The organism is Pseudomonas sp. WS 5071 (genome assembly GCF_012985765.1).
Taxonomy (GTDB): Bacteria; Pseudomonadota; Gammaproteobacteria; order Pseudomonadales; family Pseudomonadaceae; genus Aquipseudomonas; species Aquipseudomonas lundensis_A.
This window is the reverse complement of the sequence record NZ_JAAQWY010000020.1, coordinates 50,879-70,504: the sequence shown is the minus strand read 5'-3', so window position 1 is coordinate 70,504 and position 19,626 is coordinate 50,879. Positions and strand designations below refer to the sequence as shown.

At 58.4% G+C, this 19,626-nt stretch carries 17 protein-coding genes; 7 read left to right on the top strand and 10 right to left on the bottom strand.

Annotated elements, in window-relative coordinates; translation table 11 throughout:
* Nucleotides 1-21 precede the first annotated feature (21 nt).
* Nucleotides 22-765: a TPM domain-containing protein gene (locus HBN61_RS13800; protein ID WP_170046989.1), complete on the bottom strand. Its 744-nt coding sequence runs from the start codon at nt 763-765 to the stop codon at nt 22-24.
* A gap of 65 nt (nt 766-830) precedes the next feature.
* Complete coding sequence (locus HBN61_RS13795; protein WP_170046988.1) at nt 831-1,442, bottom strand: LemA family protein; 612 nt, start codon at nt 1,440-1,442, stop codon at nt 831-833.
* A 262-nt stretch (nt 1,443-1,704) separates the two neighbouring features.
* Between HBN61_RS13795 and bglX the strand changes: the two genes are divergently transcribed.
* On the top strand, nt 1,705-3,996 hold the full coding sequence (gene bglX / locus HBN61_RS13790) for a beta-glucosidase BglX (protein ID WP_170046987.1): 2,292 nt from the start codon (nt 1,705-1,707) through the stop codon (nt 3,994-3,996).
* A gap of 695 nt (nt 3,997-4,691) precedes the next feature.
* A complete protein-coding gene (locus HBN61_RS13785) occupies nt 4,692-7,577 on the top strand; it encodes a ribonucleoside-diphosphate reductase subunit alpha (RefSeq protein WP_094993850.1) in 2,886 nt (961 codons plus the stop codon).
* Nucleotides 7,578-7,791: 214 nt separating this feature from the next.
* Here HBN61_RS13785 and flgE read toward each other — a convergent pair whose 3' ends face one another.
* From flgE to HBN61_RS13755, 6 genes are all read right to left on the bottom strand, one after another.
* The gene (flgE, locus tag HBN61_RS13780; protein WP_070412539.1) at nt 7,792-9,120 is read right to left on the bottom strand and encodes a flagellar hook protein FlgE; all 1,329 of its coding nucleotides are present in this window, start codon (nt 9,118-9,120) and stop codon (nt 7,792-7,794) included.
* Between the two features lie 29 nt (nt 9,121-9,149).
* Entirely contained in the window at nt 9,150-9,878 is a 729-nt protein-coding gene (flgD, locus tag HBN61_RS13775) for a flagellar hook assembly protein FlgD (RefSeq protein WP_094993848.1), read from the bottom strand.
* Nucleotides 9,879-9,893: 15 nt separating this feature from the next.
* Nucleotides 9,894-10,337 carry a flagellar basal body rod protein FlgC gene (gene flgC, locus HBN61_RS13770; RefSeq protein WP_094993847.1) on the bottom strand — a complete coding sequence of 148 codons (444 nt, stop codon included), beginning with the start codon at nt 10,335-10,337 and terminating at the stop codon, nt 9,894-9,896.
* 3 nt (nt 10,338-10,340) lie between these two features.
* On the bottom strand, nt 10,341-10,748 hold the full coding sequence (gene flgB / locus HBN61_RS13765) for a flagellar basal body rod protein FlgB (RefSeq protein ID WP_094993846.1): 408 nt from the start codon (nt 10,746-10,748) through the stop codon (nt 10,341-10,343).
* A gap of 251 nt (nt 10,749-10,999) precedes the next feature.
* Nucleotides 11,000-11,827 carry a protein-glutamate O-methyltransferase CheR gene (gene cheR / locus HBN61_RS13760; protein ID WP_094993845.1) on the bottom strand — a complete coding sequence of 276 codons (828 nt, stop codon included), beginning with the start codon at nt 11,825-11,827 and terminating at the stop codon, nt 11,000-11,002.
* Nucleotides 11,828-11,873: 46 nt separating this feature from the next.
* Nucleotides 11,874-12,806 carry a chemotaxis protein CheV gene (locus HBN61_RS13755; protein WP_170046986.1) on the bottom strand — a complete coding sequence of 311 codons (933 nt, stop codon included), beginning with the start codon at nt 12,804-12,806 and terminating at the stop codon, nt 11,874-11,876.
* A gap of 76 nt (nt 12,807-12,882) precedes the next feature.
* Between HBN61_RS13755 and flgA the strand changes: the two genes are divergently transcribed.
* The 4 genes from flgA (at nt 12,883) to HBN61_RS13735 (ending at nt 15,480) form a co-directional block, all read left to right on the top strand.
* Nucleotides 12,883-13,653, top strand: a complete 771-nt coding sequence (gene flgA, locus HBN61_RS13750; protein ID WP_170046985.1) for a flagellar basal body P-ring formation chaperone FlgA — start codon at nt 12,883-12,885, stop codon at nt 13,651-13,653.
* A 151-nt stretch (nt 13,654-13,804) separates the two neighbouring features.
* Nucleotides 13,805-14,128, top strand: a complete 324-nt coding sequence (gene flgM / locus HBN61_RS13745; RefSeq protein WP_094993842.1) for a flagellar biosynthesis anti-sigma factor FlgM — start codon at nt 13,805-13,807, stop codon at nt 14,126-14,128.
* Nucleotides 14,129-14,178: 50 nt separating this feature from the next.
* Nucleotides 14,179-14,646, top strand: a complete 468-nt coding sequence (locus tag HBN61_RS13740; protein WP_094993841.1) for a flagellar protein FlgN — start codon at nt 14,179-14,181, stop codon at nt 14,644-14,646.
* A 93-nt stretch (nt 14,647-14,739) separates the two neighbouring features.
* The gene (locus HBN61_RS13735) at nt 14,740-15,480 is read left to right on the top strand and encodes a flagellar brake protein (protein WP_094993840.1); all 741 of its coding nucleotides are present in this window, start codon (nt 14,740-14,742) and stop codon (nt 15,478-15,480) included.
* A 46-nt stretch (nt 15,481-15,526) separates the two neighbouring features.
* Here the strand turns inward: HBN61_RS13735 and HBN61_RS13730 are convergent, their stop codons facing one another.
* Nucleotides 15,527-16,867: an MFS transporter gene (locus tag HBN61_RS13730; protein WP_094993839.1), complete on the bottom strand. Its 1,341-nt coding sequence runs from the start codon at nt 16,865-16,867 to the stop codon at nt 15,527-15,529.
* Nucleotides 16,868-16,970: 103 nt separating this feature from the next.
* Nucleotides 16,971-18,212 (bottom strand): glutamine synthetase family protein, encoded by a 1,242-nt coding sequence (locus HBN61_RS13725; RefSeq protein WP_170047004.1) that lies wholly within the window; start codon nt 18,210-18,212, stop codon nt 16,971-16,973.
* Between the two features lie 279 nt (nt 18,213-18,491).
* Here HBN61_RS13725 and HBN61_RS13720 point away from each other — a divergent pair, with 279 nt between their 5' ends.
* Entirely contained in the window at nt 18,492-19,502 is a 1,011-nt protein-coding gene (locus tag HBN61_RS13720; protein ID WP_170046984.1) for a LacI family DNA-binding transcriptional regulator, read from the top strand.
* Nucleotides 19,503-19,626 lie beyond the last annotated feature (124 nt).

Here is a 19,626-nt window from a genome sequence, read left to right as displayed (position 1 = left end):
CGATGCTCGTCTAAAAATGAATTACCAGCCGCCTGAAGCGCCGCCGCCACCAAAACTGCCACCGCCGCCACTGAAGCCGCCACCCCCTCTGCCACCGCCGAAGCCGCCACCGCCAAAACCGCCGGAACGCGAACCGCCTCCGCCGCCGGCATTACATATTCCGTAGAACTGGCAGGCCGCGACCACTATGACAAACAGGACAAATAACAGCAGTACGACAAACGGATGTTCGGCCATGAAATCACTGCCTTGCCCCTGGCCGCTGGCGTACGCCGGTTCAGCCAGTGGGTCGCCGCCCAGTACTTGCAGGATCGCCGCGACACCGTCGCTGATGCCCTGACTGAACTGTCCATTCTTGAACGCCGGGGTAATGACCTGGTTGAGGATGACGGACGACTGCGCATCGGTCAGGCGATCCTCCAGACCATACCCGACCTCGATACGCAACTTTCGGTCATCGCGGGCGACGATCAATAACGCACCGTTGTTCTTGTCCTTTTGCCCGATGCCCCAGGCGCGCCCCAATTGATAACCGTAGTCTTCAATGGCGGTGCCTTGCAGACCGGGCACCGTAACCACCACCACTTGCTCACCAGTGGCTTTTTCGTGGGCTTCCAGGGTTTGCGTCAACTGCTGACGCGTGGCGGGATCGAGCATCTGGGCGTTATCGACCACGCGGCCGCTGAGCGCCGGAAAGGTCAGCGCCTGCGCCGCGGCCATAAATAGCCACAGCAACACGCAAAGACCCGGTTTCAATACGCGCATTACCACCTCGACAATTGGACACAGAGCCTGCGGCCACTGCCACAGGCTGGAACATCGGCTTGGCGTTAAAACTTCACTTCAGGCGCTTTGTCGGCGTCCGGGCTGGTGGCTTCGAACGTCGGGCGCACCGGCAAATCGCTGTACATGACGGCATGCCACAGACGCCCCGGGAAGGTGCGGATCTCGGTGTTGTAGCGCTCCACCGCCAGAATGAAGTCACGACGGGCCACGCTGATACGGTTTTCCGTGCCTTCGAGCTGCGATTGCAACGAGAGGAAGTTCTGGTTGGACTTGAGGTCCGGGTAGCGCTCGGAAACCACCATCAATCGGCTCAAGGCACCGGTCAGCTGGTTTTGCGCATCCTGGAACTGCTTGAGTTTTTCAGGGTTGTTGAGGGTGCTGGCGTCCACCTGAATAGAGGTGGCCTTGGCCCGCGCTTCAATCACTGCGGTCAGGGTCGCCTGTTCCTGTTTAGCCGCGCCCTTGACAGTTTCCACCAGGTTGGGAATCAGGTCGGAGCGACGTTGATACTGGTTCTGTACCTGTGACCAGGCGGCCTTGACCTGCTCGTCGAGGGTCGGAATGGTGTTGATACCGCACCCGGCCAAGACGCTGCTCAGCACCAGCAAAGCCATGACTTTCCAGCCAAGGGCTGTTTGTAAGCGTTGTATTCCCATGTTCGTGACGCTCCAAAATGATCGCATTGAGTTCATAGACACCGCCCGCCCGACAAAAACTCCATCGTCACGCCTGAATATCTTCGGCAGCACTGGATTGCTGGTAACGAATCAGATAAAAGACTTCTCGCATGTAGGACTACTCCTATTAAAGATAGGGTAATTCTTTGAGTTGAGTAGTCCTCATCCCAATCCAGAACAATATCGCTTCAAGAGCGCGGGCCTTCCTCGCTTTATGTGAGCGGCTGCGCAGAAGAATTCCATGAAAAAAATGTGTTTGCTGGGCATCGCCATCAGCCTGTCCAGTCCCTGCACGTGGGCGCAGAACGCGCCCGTCACGCTGGATAATAAAGAGGCGTTCATCACTGATTTGATGAACCGGATGACACTCGATGAAAAAGTCGGGCAGTTGCGCCTCATCAGCATTGCGTCAGACATGCCGCGGGAATTGATCCGCAAGGAAATTGCTGCGGGCCGCATCGGCGGTACATTCAATTCGGTGACGCGCCCCGAGAATCGCCCCATGCAAGACGCTGCCATGCGCAGCCGTCTTAAAATCCCCATGTTCTTTGCTTATGACGTGATTCACGGGCACCGCACCATTTTCCCGATCAGCCTGGCGCTGGCCTCCAGCTGGGATATGGACGCCATCGCCCTGAGCGGTCGGGTGTCTGCCAAAGAAGCCAGTGCCGACAGCCTTGACCTGACCTTTGCGCCGATGGTCGATATCGCCCGCGACCCACGCTGGGGCCGCACCTCTGAAGGGTTTGGCGAAGACACCTACCTGGTCTCGCGCATCGCCAGGGTCATGGTGCAGGCGTATCAAGGCGTGTCCCCGTCCCTGCCCGGCAACATCATGGCCAGCGTCAAGCATTTCGCCCTGTATGGCGCCGTCGAAGGCGGTAGGGACTACAACATCGTGGACATGAGCCCTACGCGCATGTTTCAGGATTACCTGCCGCCCTACCATGCTGCGATTGATGCAGGCGCTGGCAGCGTAATGGTGGCGTTGAACTCGATCAACGGCGTACCGGCCACCTCCAACACGTGGTTGATGCAGGACTTGTTGCGCAAACAATGGGGCTTCAAGGGCGTGGCCGTCAGTGACCACGGCGCGATTCTTGAACTGATCAAGCATGGCGTGGCCAAGGATGAGCGTGAAGCCGCAACGCTGGCGATCAAGGCTGGGGTCGACATGAGCATGAATGACCTGGTGTATGGCAAAGAGCTGCCGGGCCTGATCAAGTCCGGCAAAGTGCCACAAAGCGATCTGGACAACGCGGTGCGTGAAGTGCTGGGCGCCAAGTACGACATGGGCCTGTTTAAAGACCCGTACCTGCGCATTGGCAAAGCGTTGGACGATCCGGCCGACATCAATGCCGAAAGCCGCCTGCACCGGGCCGAAGCCCGTGAGGTGGCACGTAAAAGCCAAGTGCTGCTCAAGAATGAGGCGCACACCCTGCCCTTGAATAAGCGCGCCAATATTGCCCTGATCGGGCCGCTGGCCGATTCGAAAATCGACATGCTTGGCAGTTGGTCGGGCGCCGGTGTCCCCGCACAATCGGTGACTGTGCTTGAAGGCCTGCGCGCTGCCGTGGGCAAACCGGGCACGCTGACATACGCCCGCGGCGCCAACGTGACCGATGATCAGGCCGTGGTCGACTACCTCAATCATTCCAACCCCAACATGCTCGACGTGACCAACGACCCGCGTGCCGCGCAAGAAATGCTCGATGAAGCCGTCAAGGTGGCACAACAGGCCGATGTGATTGTGGCCGTAGTGGGCGAAGCCCGGGGTATGTCCCACGAAGCGGCCAGCCGCACTGACCTCGACTTGCCTGCTACGCAACGCGCGCTGATTACCGCCCTTAAGGCCACTGGCAAGCCGCTGGTGCTGGTCTTGATGAATGGTCGCCCGCTGTCAATTGGCGATCAGGTGCAACAGGCCGACGCCGTGCTGGAAACCTGGTACAGCGGCACGGAAGGCGGCAATGCGATTGCCGACGTGCTGTTCGGTGACTACAACCCGTCGGGCAAGCTACCGATCACCTTCCCACGCTCGGTGGGCCAGATTCCGAGCTACTACAGCCACCTGCGCATCGGTCGTCCGTACACGCCGGGCAAGCCGGGCAACTACACGTCGCAGTATTTCGATGCGCCGAACACCCCGCTCTACCCGTTCGGTTATGGCTTGAGCTACACCGACTTCAGCGTGTCGCCGCCGGAGTTGTCAGCCAACACCCTCACACCCGGGTCAGCCCTGACGGCCAGCGTGACCGTGAAGAACACCGGGCAGCGCGCCGGTGAAACCGTGGTGCAGCTTTATATACAGGACGTCAGTGCGTCGATGAGCCGCCCCGTCAAGGAGCTGAAAAACTTCCAGAAGCTGATGCTCCAACCGGGGGAAGAAAAGGTCGTGCATTTCAGCATCGATGAAGACGCCCTGAAGTTTTACAACACCCAACTTCAGTACGCTGCCGAACCCGGCGAATTCAACGTGCAAATTGGCCTGGATTCGCAAAACGTCCAGCAAAAGAGCTTCCAACTGCTCTAACTTCGCGTAACCGCCGGGCAGGGCCTGAACGGTCTTCCCGGCACTTCTTGAGCTCAATCTCTGCTTGACCTTTTCGATCTTTGCGCCCGCCCCAAAATGCGTTCGGACAGCGCTGTTTTTTGTGGTAGGGTTCGCGCCCTCAAAATCCAGCGCGCACGATTTCATCCCGGCAAAAACGGTGACAGACGGTGTAATGCCGGTGCCATGCGGCCTACGCGCAGATTCAAGCGTTCATACACAAATTACACACAGGGTTATCCACAGGTCGTGCATTGCGCACCACCTGTAAAACGCATATCTTGTATCAATTCCGCCAAAAGACCCCACATATAGGGTTTTAGGGCAAAAACCCAACACAACTCAGCCGAGAATTTCAAGTGCTTTTCTCGCCCCTGTCGGGTTGAACCAAACGCTGTTTTCAAAGCCCAAGCCGCTCATGCGGATGGCAACCGTTTTCCAGCGCTGGCTCGGAAAGCGGCCCGGGTGTTGCAGTACAAAGACTGTCACCCATCAGGAATAAGGTTTGAGGCGGTTCGCACAAACCTGAGACTTCGGCAAGGAAGCGGCCAAAACACCCCTTTCTGTACGTCCCGAGGTCGTTATGCCCGGCTTACCCCCGGTTGTAGTGCGTCAGGACGGAACGGTGGGCACCTTTTTGAGGCGCCCAAATAAACATAGAGAATGTGGAGACACCCATGCAAACCGACTCAACTCGCGAGAACTCGCAGGGCACCGCGTCGCAGAACGATTCACATCTGGATCTGTCAGCAACTGCGCCAGGCCAATTGCGCGTGATCAAGCGTAACGGAACCGTGGTTCCTTACACCGATGACAAGATCACCGTCGCCATCACCAAAGCGTTTCTTGCAGTTGAAGGCGGCAATGCAGCCGCTTCGTCGCGCATTCACGACACCGTTGCCCGCCTGACCGAACAGGTCACCGCAACCTTCAAGCGTCGCATGCCTTCGGGCGGCACCATCCACATCGAAGAAATCCAGGACCAGGTAGAACTGGCCCTGATGCGTGCCGGCGAGCAGAAAGTAGCCCGTGACTACGTGATCTACCGTGACGCCCGCTCCAAAGAGCGCGCCACCCGCGCCCCGGCCGAAGACGCCGTGCAGGCGCACCCGTCAATCCGCATCACCCGCGCCGACGGCACCTTCGCGCCGCTCGACATGGGCCGCCTGAACACCATCGTCACTGAGGCTTGCGAAGGCCTGGCTGAAGTGGACGGCGACCTGATCCAGCGCGAAACCCTGAAGAACCTGTACGACGGCGTAGCCCTGAGCGACGTCAACACCGCACTGGTAATGACCGCCCGCACCCTGGTTGAGCGCGAGCCAAACTACTCGTTCGTGACCGCCCGCCTGCTGATGGACACCCTGCGTGCCGAAGGCCTGAGCTTCCTCAACGTGGCCGAAAGCGCCACTCACCACGAGATGGCCGACCTGTACGCCAAGGCCCTGCCTGCCTACATCGCCAAAGGTATTGAGTTCGACCTGCTGAACCCGGTGCTGGCCACCTTCGACCTGGAAAAACTGGGCAAGGCGATCAACCACGAGCGCGATCAGCAGTTCACCTACCTGGGCCTGCAAACCCTGTACGACCGTTACTTCATCCACAAGGATGGCGTGCGTTTCGAACTGCCGCAGATCTTCTTCATGCGTGTGGCCATGGGCCTGGCAATCGAAGAGAAGCAAAAAGAAGACCGCGCCATCGAGTTCTACAACCTGCTGTCGTCCTTCGATTACATGTCGTCGACCCCGACGCTGTTCAACGCCGGTACTCAGCGTCCACAGCTCTCCAGCTGCTACCTGACCACCGTGCCGGACGACCTGTCGGGCATCTACCACGCGATCCACGACAACGCCATGCTGTCCAAATTCGCAGGCGGCCTAGGCAACGACTGGACGCCAGTACGCGCGCTCGGTTCGTGGATCAAAGGCACCAACGGTAAATCCCAGGGCGTTGTGCCGTTCCTCAAAGTGGTGAACGACACCGCCGTTGCCGTGAACCAGGGTGGCAAGCGCAAGGGCGCTGTGTGCGCTTACCTTGAAACCTGGCACATGGACATCGAAGAGTTCATCGAGCTGCGCAAGAACACGGGTGATGACCGTCGTCGTACCCACGACATGAACACCGCCAACTGGATCCCTGACCTGTTCATGAAGCGCGTCTTCGATGACGGCAAGTGGACCCTGTTCTCGCCATCGGAAGTCCCTGACCTGCACGACCTGACCGGCAAGGCCTTCGAAGAGCGCTACGAGTACTACGAAGCCCTGACCGAGTACCCGGGCAAGGTCAAGCTGTTCAAGACCATCCAGGCCAAAGACTTGTGGCGCAAAATGCTGTCCATGCTGTTTGAAACCGGCCACCCGTGGCTGACCTTCAAAGACCCGTGCAACCTGCGCAGCCCGCAGCAACACGTGGGCGTGGTTCACAGCTCGAACCTGTGCACCGAAATCACCCTGAACACCAATAAGGATGAAATCGCGGTCTGCAACCTGGGCTCGATCAACCTGCCGAACCACATCGTGGACGGCAAGCTGGACACCGCCAAGCTCAAGCGCACCATCGACGTGGCCGTGCGCATGCTCGACAACGTAATCGACATCAACTACTACTCGGTGCCGCAAGCGCGCAACTCGAACTTCAAGCACCGTCCGGTCGGCCTGGGGATCATGGGCTTCCAGGACGCGCTGTACCTGCAGCACATTCCGTATGCGTCGCAAGCAGCGGTCGAGTTTGCCGACAAATCGATGGAAGCGGTCAGCTACTACGCCATTCAGGCGTCCTGCGACCTGGCTGACGAGCGTGGCGCTTACGAGACATTCCAGGGCTCGCTGTGGTCCAAGGGCATCCTGCCACTGGACTCCCAACAGATCCTGATCGAACAGCGTGGCCAGAAGTACATCGACGTTGACCTGAACGAATCCCTGGACTGGGCACCGGTTCGTGCCCGTGTGCAAAAAGGCATTCGCAACTCCAACATCATGGCCATCGCACCGACCGCGACCATCGCCAACATTACCGGCGTCTCGCAGTCGATCGAACCGACTTACCAGAACCTGTACGTGAAATCGAACCTGTCGGGCGAATTCACCGTGATCAACCCGTACCTGGTTCGCGACCTCAAGGCCCGCGGCCTGTGGGACTCGGTCATGATCAATGACCTGAAGTACTACGACGGTTCCGTGCAGCAGATCGAGCGCATTCCGCAAGAACTCAAAGAGCTCTACGCGACAGCGTTCGAAGTGGATACCAAGTGGATCGTTGACGCCGCCAGCCGTCGTCAGAAGTGGATCGACCAGGCTCAGTCGCTGAACCTGTACATCGCGGGCGCATCGGGCAAGAAGCTGGACGTCACCTACCGCATGGCGTGGTACCGCGGCCTGAAAACCACGTACTACCTCCGTGCCCTGGCTGCCACCAGCACCGAGAAGTCCACCGTCAACACCGGCAAGCTCAACGCTGTATCGAGCGGCAACAAAAGTGAAGACGTCGCCGCCGCCCCAGCCGGCCCGGCTCCGGTGCCAAAAGCGTGCGCCATTGACGAACCGGATTGCGAAGCGTGCCAATAAGCTGAGCTGTCTGGCGGGTCAAATCGCTTGACTGAAACCCCCGTTAAACCCTGGCAACAGTTGGGTTTGACGGGGGTTTTGTTTTGGCGGGTGCACCGTACCGCTCGCACCGCTACCAACAGCGTTTGAGCGGTGGTACACACTACCCGCACGCCGAACCTGCAGGCAAAAAAAACCCCTCAAACGAGGGGCTTTTTACACGCGCATTCGCCCATCAGGTCATCTGAATGATGGTCTGCATGATGGTGCTCTGGGTGGAGATGGTCTTGGCGTTCGCCTGGTAGTTGCTTTGCGCCTTGATCAGGTCAACCAGTTCGTTGGTCAAGTTGACGTTGGAGTCTTCCAGCGAGTTGGACTGGATGGCCCCCAACGTACCGATCTTCGGCGCGTCGTAACCGGCCTGGCCCGAAGCGAAGGTTTCTTTCCACGCCGTGCCGCCCACAGGCTGCAAGCCTTGTTCGTTGGTAAAGCTGGCCAGGGAGATCTGGCCAATGGCACGGCTCTGGTTGTTGCTGAAGTTGGCGAACATGACGCCCGAGCCGTCGATGGTCAAGTTGGTGATCTGGCCCGTGGCGTAGCCGTCCTGAGTTGGCGGGTTGCGTGAGGTGTCCGTGTTGTACTGCGTGGTTTTGGCCATGTTGATCGCAATACCGCCATCTTTCGCAGCGGCACCGTTGGAGACCCATGCCCCGTTAACCATGGCACCGGGTACCCAGTCAGCCACGGTCAACGTGCTGCTGATGATGTCCGGTTCGCCTGGCACCGGGTTTGGCGTGGTCACGCTGGTCAGCGCGCCAGCCGAATCGAAGACCATGGTCGAAGCGACCGGGTCTTTGGCGCCTGTGCCCGTCACGGGGCTGCCATCAGGGTTGCGACCATCAACAAGCGTGTAGGTTTTCCACGTGTTGGAATCCGTTTTCACCATGTACTGATCCATTTCGTGGGCGTTGCCCTGCGTGTCATAAATCGTGGTGGTGAATTTTTTGCTGTAGGTTTCGGCCTTCAGCGGATCGAACTTGTTGTCCACCTGATTAACCACATCACTGGTCGAATTCAAGTTGATGGTCGAGTCCACCGAGCCGCTTGCGCGTGGCGCGAGGTTCGAGGTGTCGATGCGCAGGTCAGTCAGTACACCGTTGACGATCTTGCCGTTGGCATCTACGCCGTAGCCCTGCAAGCGCGCAGTACCGTCGGTGTTGGTGACGTAACCGTCTTTATCGGCCTTGAACGTACCGGCCCGGGTGTAGCTCAGGGAACCGTTGTCGCTCAAAACAAAAAAGCCGTTACCCTGAATACCCATGTCGAGCAGGTTGCCGGTGTTGTTGATGGCACCCTGACCGAAGTTTTGCGAAACGTTGGCCAGATTCACACCGCTGCCGATGGTCTTGCTGCCAATGCCCAGCTTGCTCGCCGAGTAAATGTCCGAGAACTCGGCACGGGACGATTTGAAACCGGACGTTGCGACGTTGGCGATGTTGTTGCCGGTAACGTCGAGTTGTTTGTTGGCCGCATAGAGGCCGCTAAGGCCGATATTAAAAGACATGTTGCACTCCTTAAGGCTTGTAAGTCGGCTTAGAGGCCAATGGTCTGGACTTTGGACATGCCGATGCTGCCCAGACCTGCAAGATTGAGCATGATTTCACCACCGGTTTTGCTCAGCGTCACACTGTTGACCGTGGCGGGCAGGTAGGTGGTGAGTGCCGTCGTACCCGTGTCCGTTTTGGACGATGCGGTGAAGGTGTAATTGCCTTTGGGCATCAACTCGCCATCATCATTTTTGCCGTCCCAGGTGAAATCGACGTTGCCCGCTTTCTGGGCGCCCATTTCGATGGTCCGTACCACTTCGCCATCCGCATCAGTGATCTTGATAGTCGGCTTGGCGTCCGCGTCTTTAACCACCACGGTGCCGTTGAACGGCTTCTCGCTGGCGGTATCCACCAGTGCTTCACTGGTTTGCACGATCACCGAACGCCCTACCAATGAGGACGCCTGCAACGCTTGCGAAGACTGCAAGCCGCCGGTGATGGCGTTCACCGAATCGTTCAGGGTGGTGATGCCTTCCAGGCTGCTGAACTGGGCCAACTGCGCGACAAACGCGGTGTTGTCCTGCGGGTCCAGCGGGTTCTGGTTTTTCAACTGAGTAACCAGCAATTGCAAGAACGCATCCTTGCCCAGCGACTTGCTGCTGCCCGCCACTGCCTTGGAAGCCGCCGTAAGGCTGGTGTCCGTGGCTTTGGCCTGGGCAGAGTTGGCCAGCACCTGATTGAGGGTCTTGTTGCTGACGGAATCGGTCACACTCATTTGCGTCGTTCCTTATCACTGACCGAGGGTCAGGACCTTCTGCATCATGGTTTTGGCGGTGTTCATCATTTCTGCGTTGGTCTGGAACGAACGACTGGCGGAAATCATGTCAGCCATTTCTTCAACCACGTTGACGTTGGGGTAGTACACATACCCTTTGGCGTCAGCAGACGGATGGTTCGGCTCATAGCGGGCTTCGAGGTTGCTCTGGTCTTCAACCACGCCCAAGACGTGTACGCCCTGCCCGGCGGCGTCCTGATTCTGAAACAGCGAATCGCCCGTACCGTTTTGCGCGCCCTGAAACAGGGTGGCAAACACCGGGTGACGGGCACGGTAAGTCTGGTCGATGCTCGACGACACAGTTTCGGCGTTGGCAATGTTACTGGCGACGGTGTTCAGGCGCGTGGTCTGGGCACTCATGCCGCTACCGGCAATATTGAAAACACTGGCTAGAGACATGGATTACTCTCCGCGCAGGGCTGATACCAGCCCTTTGAATTTGCTGTTGAGCAGGGTAAAGCTGGCCTGGAAGTTGACCGCGTTCTCTGCGTAATTCGATTGTTCGAGCTGAGCATCTACCGTGTTCTGGTCGATGGAGGGTTGCATCGGCGTGCGATACAGCAACGACTCGTCGCCGCTGCTCAAACCCTGAGCTTCGATGTGACGGCTGTTGGTCATGTTCAAGGCAAAGCTGCCGTTCTTGTTTTTGTCAGTCTGTGCCGCAAGCACAGACGCAAAATCCAGATCCCGAGCTTTGTAGTTCGGGGTATCGGCGTTGGCGATGTTGTTCGCCAGCACTTCAGCGCGCTGGGCGCGAAAGCCAAGGGCTTGCTCATGGATACCGAGCGCTTTATCGAAGCTGATGCTCATGTCGGAAAACCTTTGTGGGCTGACCTGAAGATGTGGCTCAGGTCTTTCATGCTCTGGATAGAGCAAACCCCGTGCCAGTTTTCAGATCCCCGTATTTCAAGGCTTTGCGCGGTGCCGGGACGCGGCAATGCCAGAAAAGCGGCAATGGCTGTCCGCCGACTGCCGCTTTTCTGCCGCTTTGTTGCACGGGACACCCACACGGCGTCCCTACAGCGCGAAAAAAACGGGAGCCTTGCGGGCTCCCGTGATTGTTACTTGGCCTGGTAGATGATCCCCGGGCTGCACTGGATCATCTGGTAATGATCCGGCAATCCGTTCAGCGCTTCCGAAGCGCCAAGGAACAAGTAACCACCTGGCTTCAAGGTGCTGTGAATGCGCAGCAGGATGTCTTTTTTGACCTCTGCCGAAAAATAAATCAGCACGTTGCGGCAGAACACCATGTCAAATTTGCCTAACCCGGCGTAGCTGTCCAGCAGGTTGAACGAGCGAAACTCAACGCGGTTTTTGATCGGTGCCTTGATCACCCAGCGCCCCGGCCCTTTGGGTTCGAAGTAGCGCTGCAAGCGTTCCTGGGACAGGCCACGGCCAATCGCCAGGCTGTCGTACTCGCCAGTCTTGCAGTTATTGAGCATCAGACTGGACAGGTCGGTGGCCACAATCTGCACCCCCGCTTTCAACTGCCCAAGGTTGCTGCGTTCAAACTCATCAATGGCCATCGACAGCGAATACGGCTCCTGCCCCGAGGAGCACGCTGCCGACCAAATGCGTAAACGTTGACCCGGATTGGCCTTGGTCAGCTCAGGCAGGACTTTGTTTTTCAGCACTTCAAAGGGGTAAGTATCGCGAAACCACAGGGTTTCGTTGGTGGTCATTGCGTCGACCACCTGCTCACGCAACCCGCTGCGGGGTTGGCTTTGAATGCGCTGAATCAGCTCACCCAGTGATTTGATACCTTGCTGCTCCATCAGCTTGTTGAGTCGACTGGAAACAAGGTACTGCTTGTTCTCCCCTAGCAAAATGCCACAGGCTTTTTCCAGGAAAACCCGGAACTGCTCAAAATCCAAATTAGCCGTAGACAAATGATCCTGCCTCTATAAATCGTGTTGACCGCCAAGGACTGAGCCCTCAGCTGTGGTCTGCTTCTTTGATCCGGTCAACGACCCGGGACGCCAGGTCATCGGGGCGGAATTTTGCCAGAAAGTCATTGGCACCGACTTTCTTGACCATCGCCTGGTTGAATACCCCGGACAGCGAAGTATGCAGAATGATATGTAAATTTTGCATGCGCGGATCGCCACGGATCTCAGACGTGAGGGTGTAACCATCCATTTCGGGCATCTCAATGTCCGAGATCATCATCAGAAACTCTTCTGACGGGTCCTTGCCCTCGTCCACCAGTTTGCGCAGGTATTCCAGCGCCTGGCGACCGTCGTTAAGAGAAACCACTTCCACGCCCACCGTTTGCAGGCAACGTGACACCTGCTTGCGCGCCACCGACGAATCATCGACCGTCAATACCCGCAACGACACGGCCTTGGTTTGGGTCTCAACATCGACCACACCGTGGGAAATGATTTCCGACGATGGCGAAACCTCTGACAGGATTTTTTCAACGTCAATGATTTCGACCAGTTGATTGTCCAGCCGCGTCACCGCCGTCAGGTAATGGTCACGCCCGGTGCCCTTGGGCGGCGGATGAATCTCTTCCCAGTTCATGTTGACGATGCGTTCCACCGAGCGCACGAGAAACCCCTGGGTCTTGGTGTTGTACTCGGTGATGATCACAAACGGGCTGCTTTGGTCTTTGAGTGCACCCGCGCCGGTGGCCATGGCCAAGTCCAGAATCGGAATAGTCGCCCCCCGAATATTGGCCACACCGCACACCACAGGATGGGATTTTGGCATCACGGTCAGCTTGGGGCATTGCAGCACCTCGCGAACCTTGAACACGTTAATCCCGTACAGCTGTGGCCCATCCAGGCGAAACAACAACAGTTCCAGGCGGTTTTGCCCGACCAGTTGAGTGCGCTGGTTAACCGAATCCATCACCCCAGCCATACACGGTTCCCCTTAAAACTTTAAGTTGCGACGCACATTGCCCGGTAAACGGCACGGGCTTTGCTATTTATCGGCCATGAATGCAAAAACGACAATTTCTTGCCACCTGCCGATCCTCCAGACGCTGCGCCTTCGCGGTGCACGGGTGCTTGCGACGATTTGCCTGATAATCGCTGGCACGCAGTCCTACGCCGATGGATTTACTTCTCCTACCCAGCTTATCGGCGTGACCCAAGGCTTTCTTGAATTCACTGTCGAAGACTACCTTGCCACTGGTCAGATAGAGGGCCGCTACGAGATTCAGGTTAATAACCTCGATCCACGCTTGCGCCTGGCCCAATGCGACAAGGAATTGACAGCCACCCTCGAAAGCCCGGCGCAACCCATGGGTCGCGTGACGGTGCGCGTGCGCTGTGAAGGTAGCTCACCGTGGACCATTTTTGTGCCGGCACAGGTGAAGTTATTCCGCGAGGTCGTGACCGTCACTCACCCCCTCAAGCGCGGCATGATCATCAGCTACGACGATGTGGTGCTGCGCGAGCGCGATGTTGGCCTGATCACTCAGGGCTACATGACCGCGGTTGAACTGGCAGTGGGACAAAAACTTCTGCGACCCATGGTCACCGATCAGGTGCTGACCCTGACGCATCTGGAGCAAGCGGCCGTGGTGCGCAAGGGTGATCAGGTGGTGATCAATGCCCGTAGCGGGACCTTGACGGTCAGAATGCCGGGCGAGGCGCTGTCCGACGGTGGGCTCAGCGAACAGGTACGGGTGAAGAACCTGAACTCCAAACGGGTCATCAAGGCGCGGATTACCGGGCCGGGGCAAGTTGAGGTGGCCTTGTAGGACAGTTGGCATACGACTCTCAACTTTCCTACACTGTCGCTTGACGCAGATCAGTACGGGCTTGCGTCGCCGTATGATTAATCGTGCCTAAAGTTTTCTCGGGTATGGCCGAAAACATGGCAAGCGTCCAAATACCCAGAGGTTTTCCATTATGGTCATCGACTTCAGTCGTCTTAACAACGCCGCGCCGTTAACCGGCAGCACGCGCAGCAACGCCAGTCAGGAAGCAGGCAGCGCTACGCAAGCAGCCCCTGCCAAGAGCGAACAGGCGGGCGTCAATGCCCCGAGCGGGGAATCTGTGCACCTCAGTCATGAGGCACAACAATTGCAAAAAATCAGCGATTCGCTGCGCGATCAACCGATTGTCGACAAAAGCCGCGTGGCTGAGTTGAAACAAGCCATTGCCGATGGCACTTACACCGTCGACAGCAATCGGGTTGCCAGCAAACTGCTTAACTTGGAAGCCCAGCGCTAGCCCTCGCGGCAAGCGCCAGGCTTTTGGACGCTTAAATTCCAGAGCCAGCCATGCACGACACGACTTTATTGCAACTGATCAACGACGACTTCGCCCCTGCCGAGAAACTTCTCGCCTTGCTGCAGGACGAAACCATTGCCCTGCAAGGGCGCGACATGTTGGTGCTCGAAGACATTCTGGCGCGCAAACAGTCGTTGATCATTCTGCTCGATCAGCATGGTCGCAAGCGCAGCGAAATTCTCGCGGGCCTTGGCTTGCCGGCCAACCGCAGCGGGCTTGAGCAACTGGCCAGCCACTCGGACCTTGGCCCGCAACTGCTGGCCCAAAGCGACGCATTGAATCAGGTGCTAGCCGATTGTCAGGCGGCCAACGTGATCAACGGTCAGGCCATCCAGACGCAACAACTCATCACGGCCAATCAACAGCGCATCTTGCACGGCGGCGAAGCCCATACGCTGTATGACGCCCGCGGCACCACTGCACTGGTCAACAAACCACGCGCTTTCAGCCAGGCGTGAGCCCGTGTGACCGCACTATCCTAACGACGCAACATACTGGCAAAATGCCTCCTTTTTGCGTGTTGTTGTATTTTGTCTGGAGATTGATGAACCGTGTCCCATGCTGAAGATGCTCCGCAGCCTCCCAAGGTGCTCACTACACCTTTGGAAATTTCCGCACATTTGCGGATGCTACAAGAGAGCCATGACCCGCTGATCATCACCTTCCACGAGCGCAGTCAGCGTTTTCAGAGCTACCTGGTCGAAGTGGATCGCGAGTCCGCGACCCTGGCTTTTGACGAAATGATCCCGCGTGACGGTGAGCGTTTCCTTGAGGCCGGTGAGCCGTTTCGCGTGGAAGGCTTTCATGACGGTGTTCGCATTGCCTGGGAGTGCACCACGCAACTGACCATTGACGACAAAGACGGCCACCGCTGTTACCACGGCGCTTTGCCGACCGAGATCGTCTACCACCAGCGCCGCAATGCGTTCCGCGCAGCCCTCAAGCTGGCGGATCTGGTAACGGTAAAAGTGGATGGCGACAAGATTAAATCCGCGCTTGAAGGCAAGTTGCTGGATGTGTCAGCGACGGGTTGTAAATTGCGGTTTGAAGGCGACATCAGTGAGCGCCTGCAACTGGGGCAAGTGTACGAACGCTTCAACGCCGCCCTGCCCTTCGGGCCCATGACCACGCCCGTGGAGTTGCGCTACCTGCATTTTGAAGAACGCCTCAACATTACCTTTGCCGGTATGCGCTTTCACAATATGAGCGGCGGCGTTCAGCGTCAGGTCGAGCGTTTTGTGTACCAATTGCAGCGTGATGCGCGACGGTTCGATAAAGACGACGATTATTGAGGCCTGGCCCTCTCCCAATGGGAGAGGGCACAACATGCACCTTGACTCACACCTGCCGCGGATCGGCCTCTTCTGCCTCCGGGAGAGGGGCTTCTGGGGCGTGTGGTTCTACCGTCGGCTCTGCGGTGTCCTGCATCTGATCCTGCACCACTTGCTCATCGACCCGAGGGTCAAGGGCCGCTACCAATGGCGAGCTGGACATGCTGTCCGGCATGGCCACGTGTTGCAGCGGCGCATCGTCGACCTGATGCAGATTGGTCACCGCATTCGGGCGAATGCGCCACACCAGCACCAGGCCAGTCAGGCTGAAAAACGCGTAAAGCATCTGACTGCCCAACACCTTCATCAATACCCCCGCCACCAACGGCCCAATACTGGCCCCGATACCGTAGGTCACCAGCAGCATCGCCGTCAGTGATACCCGGCGGTCTGCTTCCACGTGGTCATTGGCAAACGCCACCGCCAGCGGGTAGATGCAAAACTGCACGAGCGCGCTCAACCAGCCCGCGACGAACAGCACTTGCAGAGGCACTGAAGGCAGGATCGCCAGCGGCAGCGACACCACCGCCAGAATGAACGCGAACACGCGAATCAGCAGCGGTCGGTCATAGCGATCGGACAACCAGCCCAATGGCCATTGCGCCAGCAACCCGGCAAAAATGCAGCACCCCATGTACAGGCCGACCAACTCGGTGGACAAGCCCTGCTGCGTGGCATACAGCGGCGCCAGGCCGTAGAACGACCCCACCAGCAACCCCGCACCCAATACGGCGATCAATGATTGCGGGACACGTTTGATAAAGAACTTCGGGTCCATCGGCGCGGGGTGCAGCGGCGCCGGGTGAATGCGCCGGGTCATGGCCACAGGCACCAGACACAGTGCAAAACACATCGCCACCAGCATCAGCAATTCCGGGCCGAGGGCCGGGTGTATCACCAGAATCAGTTGCCCGAGCACCAGGCCCAGGTAGGACGCAATCATGTACAGACTGAAGACCACACCGCGCTGCTTGGCGTCTGCCTGTTCGTTGAGCCAGCTTTCAATGACCATGTACTGGCACATCATGCCGAGACCGACGATCACCCTCAGCAGCAACCAGATCGGCAGCCAGTCGGTGAGGCCGTGGCACAGCACGGCGGCGCCGACAATCCCGGCACACGTGGCATACGCGCGGATATGCCCCACCCGCGCAATCAATCGGTGTCCAATTTTGCCCCCCAGCACCAGACCAAAATAGTTGGCCGCCATGAGCGCACCGATCCACAGGCCGTCGACATTGTCGGCTGCCAGGCGCAGGGCGAGGTAGGTACTGAGCAAGCCCGAGCCGATCAACATCATCAGCGAGGCGAAATATAACGCTTTAAAAGACTTCCAGATTTGGCGCATCGGCGTTCCCCGCGACTCCATGCAATGGCATGCGAACTGCCCGGTGGCAGCCCGCATGCAGCAGGTTCAAACGGTTGAGCCGAAGCCTGTGCCGTCTGGACGATTAAGCCTGAGCCGCTAACACGCGGCGTTCCCAGGGTGTGATTTCATCAAAGAAGCTGGTGAGCTCCATCGTCTTGGACGCAATGTAACCTTCGATGAACTCCTTGCCGAACAGTTCCTTCGCCAAGTGACTGCGTTTCAGACGCTCCAGAGCGGCATGTAAGGTACATGGCAATGACAATGCGTCCGGCACCTCGAATTCCCCCTGAATCGCAGCAGTCGGCTCCAACTGATTTTCGATGCCGTGCAAACCCGCCGCGAGGCTGGCGGCAATCGCCAGATACGGGTTGGCGTCGGCACCCGGCAAACGGTTTTCGACACGCCGTGCCACCGGCGAACTGGCCGGGATGCGCAGGCCCGCCGCCCGATTGTCATGGGACCAGCACGCATTGTTTGGCGACGCATAGGGGTGACACAGGCGCTGGTAGGAGTTGACGTTCGGTGCGAACAACGCCGTGAAGTCCGCCATGCCTGCCTGTTGCCCGCCGATAAAATGGCGGAAGGCAGCGGTTGGCTGACCCGCCGCATCACTGAACACGTTACGCCCGATGCCCAGTTCGACCACGCTCTGATGAATGTGCATTGAGCTGCCGGCCGTTTTCGCCAGCGGCTTGGCCATGCACACCACCGTCAGGCCATGCTTGAGCGCAACCTCTTTGAGCAGGTGCTTGAACAGGAAAGTCTGATCGGCCAACAGCAGTGGATCACCGTGCAGCAAGTTGATCTCGAACTGGCTGACGCCCATTTCGTGCATGAAGGTGTCACGGGGCAACCCCAGCGCGGCCATGCATTCATAGACGTCATTGAAGAACGGGCGCAGGCCGTTGTTGGAACTGATACTGAACGCCGAGAAGCCAACTTCTCGGCGACCGTCCAGGCCCAGCGGCGGCTGGAACGGCTGGGTCGGGTCGGTGTTGGGCGCAAACACAAAGAATTCAAGTTCTGTGGCGACCACGGGTGCCAGGCCGCGGGCGGCATAACGGGCGATCACGGCTTTGAGCTGGCCACGGGTCGACAGGCGCGAACTTTCGCCCGTCAGCTCGTCGGCATCGCAAATGGCCAGCGCGCGGGGTGTTGCGCTCCACGGCAGGCGATGGATGTGCGCGGCATCCGGCACCAGTGCCAGATCGCCGTCATCGCTGCCATAGAACCGCGATTCGGGGTATCCCCCCATGATGCATTGCAGTAGCACCCCACGGGCCATCTGCAAGCGTCGCCCTTCGAGGAACCCTTCAGCGGTCATTACCTTGCCGCGGGGCACGCCATTCAAATCGGGCGTCACACATTCAATCTCATCAATGCCGGTCAGTCGCTGCGCGAGTGAACCCTGGCCATCGGTCGTCATGACTCTTTCCTTGTTGTTGTACAAGCCGCGAACGGCGACCCGTACAAAATACGCATCACCTGTTCGGGATTTCAAGCGCACGTGGGTCAATTCCCTGAAATCCTGCGCTTGGCTCACTAGGCATTTACGGCGCAAGCCATTAGGGTGGCGATTCTACTTTTTCGCGCAGTGCCCGTTATGCCTAAAGACGACGCCCACTTAATCACCGCCCACGATGTCGCCCGGCACGCCGGGGTCTCGCGTTCGGCGGTTTCGCGCACGTTCACCCCGGGCGCCAGTGTCTCGCCCCACACCCGCGACAAAGTGATGGCCGCCGCGCAGGCACTGGGTTATCAGGTCAATTTGATCGCCCGCACGATGAACAAGGGCTATAGCAACTTTGTCGGCGTAGTCACCGCCGGCCTCGAAAGCCCGTTTCGTGCCAGCCTGCTCGGTCCGATAACGGACGCCTTGAATAAACAGGGGCTGATGCCGCTGCTGATGAATGCCGACGATCCCCAGCAACTGGAGCAATCGCTGCACCAATTGCTGAGCTATCAAATCGCCGGGGTGATTCTGACGTCGGCCTCGCCGCCCCTGTCGGTGGTGCAGCATTACCTCAAGCATCACATCCCGGTGGCGATGATTAACCGTGGCCACGAGCTGGAAGGCGCCGACGTCATCGGCAGCGACAACCGTGGCGGCGGTCGTCTGGCGGCACAAACCCTGCTGGCCAGCGGTGCCAGGCGTCCCGCGTTCATCGGTCAGGGCCAGCACAACTTCAGCAGCCGCGAACGCTGGCTGGGGTTCAGCGAACGCCTGGCCGAGGCGGGTATCACCCCTGTGGCGGTGCAAGACGCGGCCCCCGGCTATGACGGCGGACGCGCAGCGGTGTGCCATTTGTTCAATACCGGGGTTCGGCCAGATGCCTTGTTCTGCGCCACCGACATGCTGGCGTTGGGGGCGCTGGACGGCTTGCGCCTGGGGTTGAATTTGTCAGTGCCCAAGGACGTGCAGGTCGTCGGTTTCGACGATATTCCTCAAGCGGCCCACTTGGCCTATCACCTCACCACCCTGCGTCAGGACAGCCAGGCATTAGCCAGAAGTGCCGTGGCGGCCATTATCGCCCGTCGGAAAAATTTTCAGTTGCCGACGCCGCACAGCTCTATCCCGGTCACGCTGGTCAGACGCAGCAGCACATTGGAATAATTATTTTATTTTGAGCTTGAATTGAATTTTTATTTCGTGTTGTATGACCCCAACAGTGAGTCGTCCCCTGCCCTCTCTCTCCTGCAGCCGGACGATTCACTTTTTTAGAAGCCTGATTGCACAC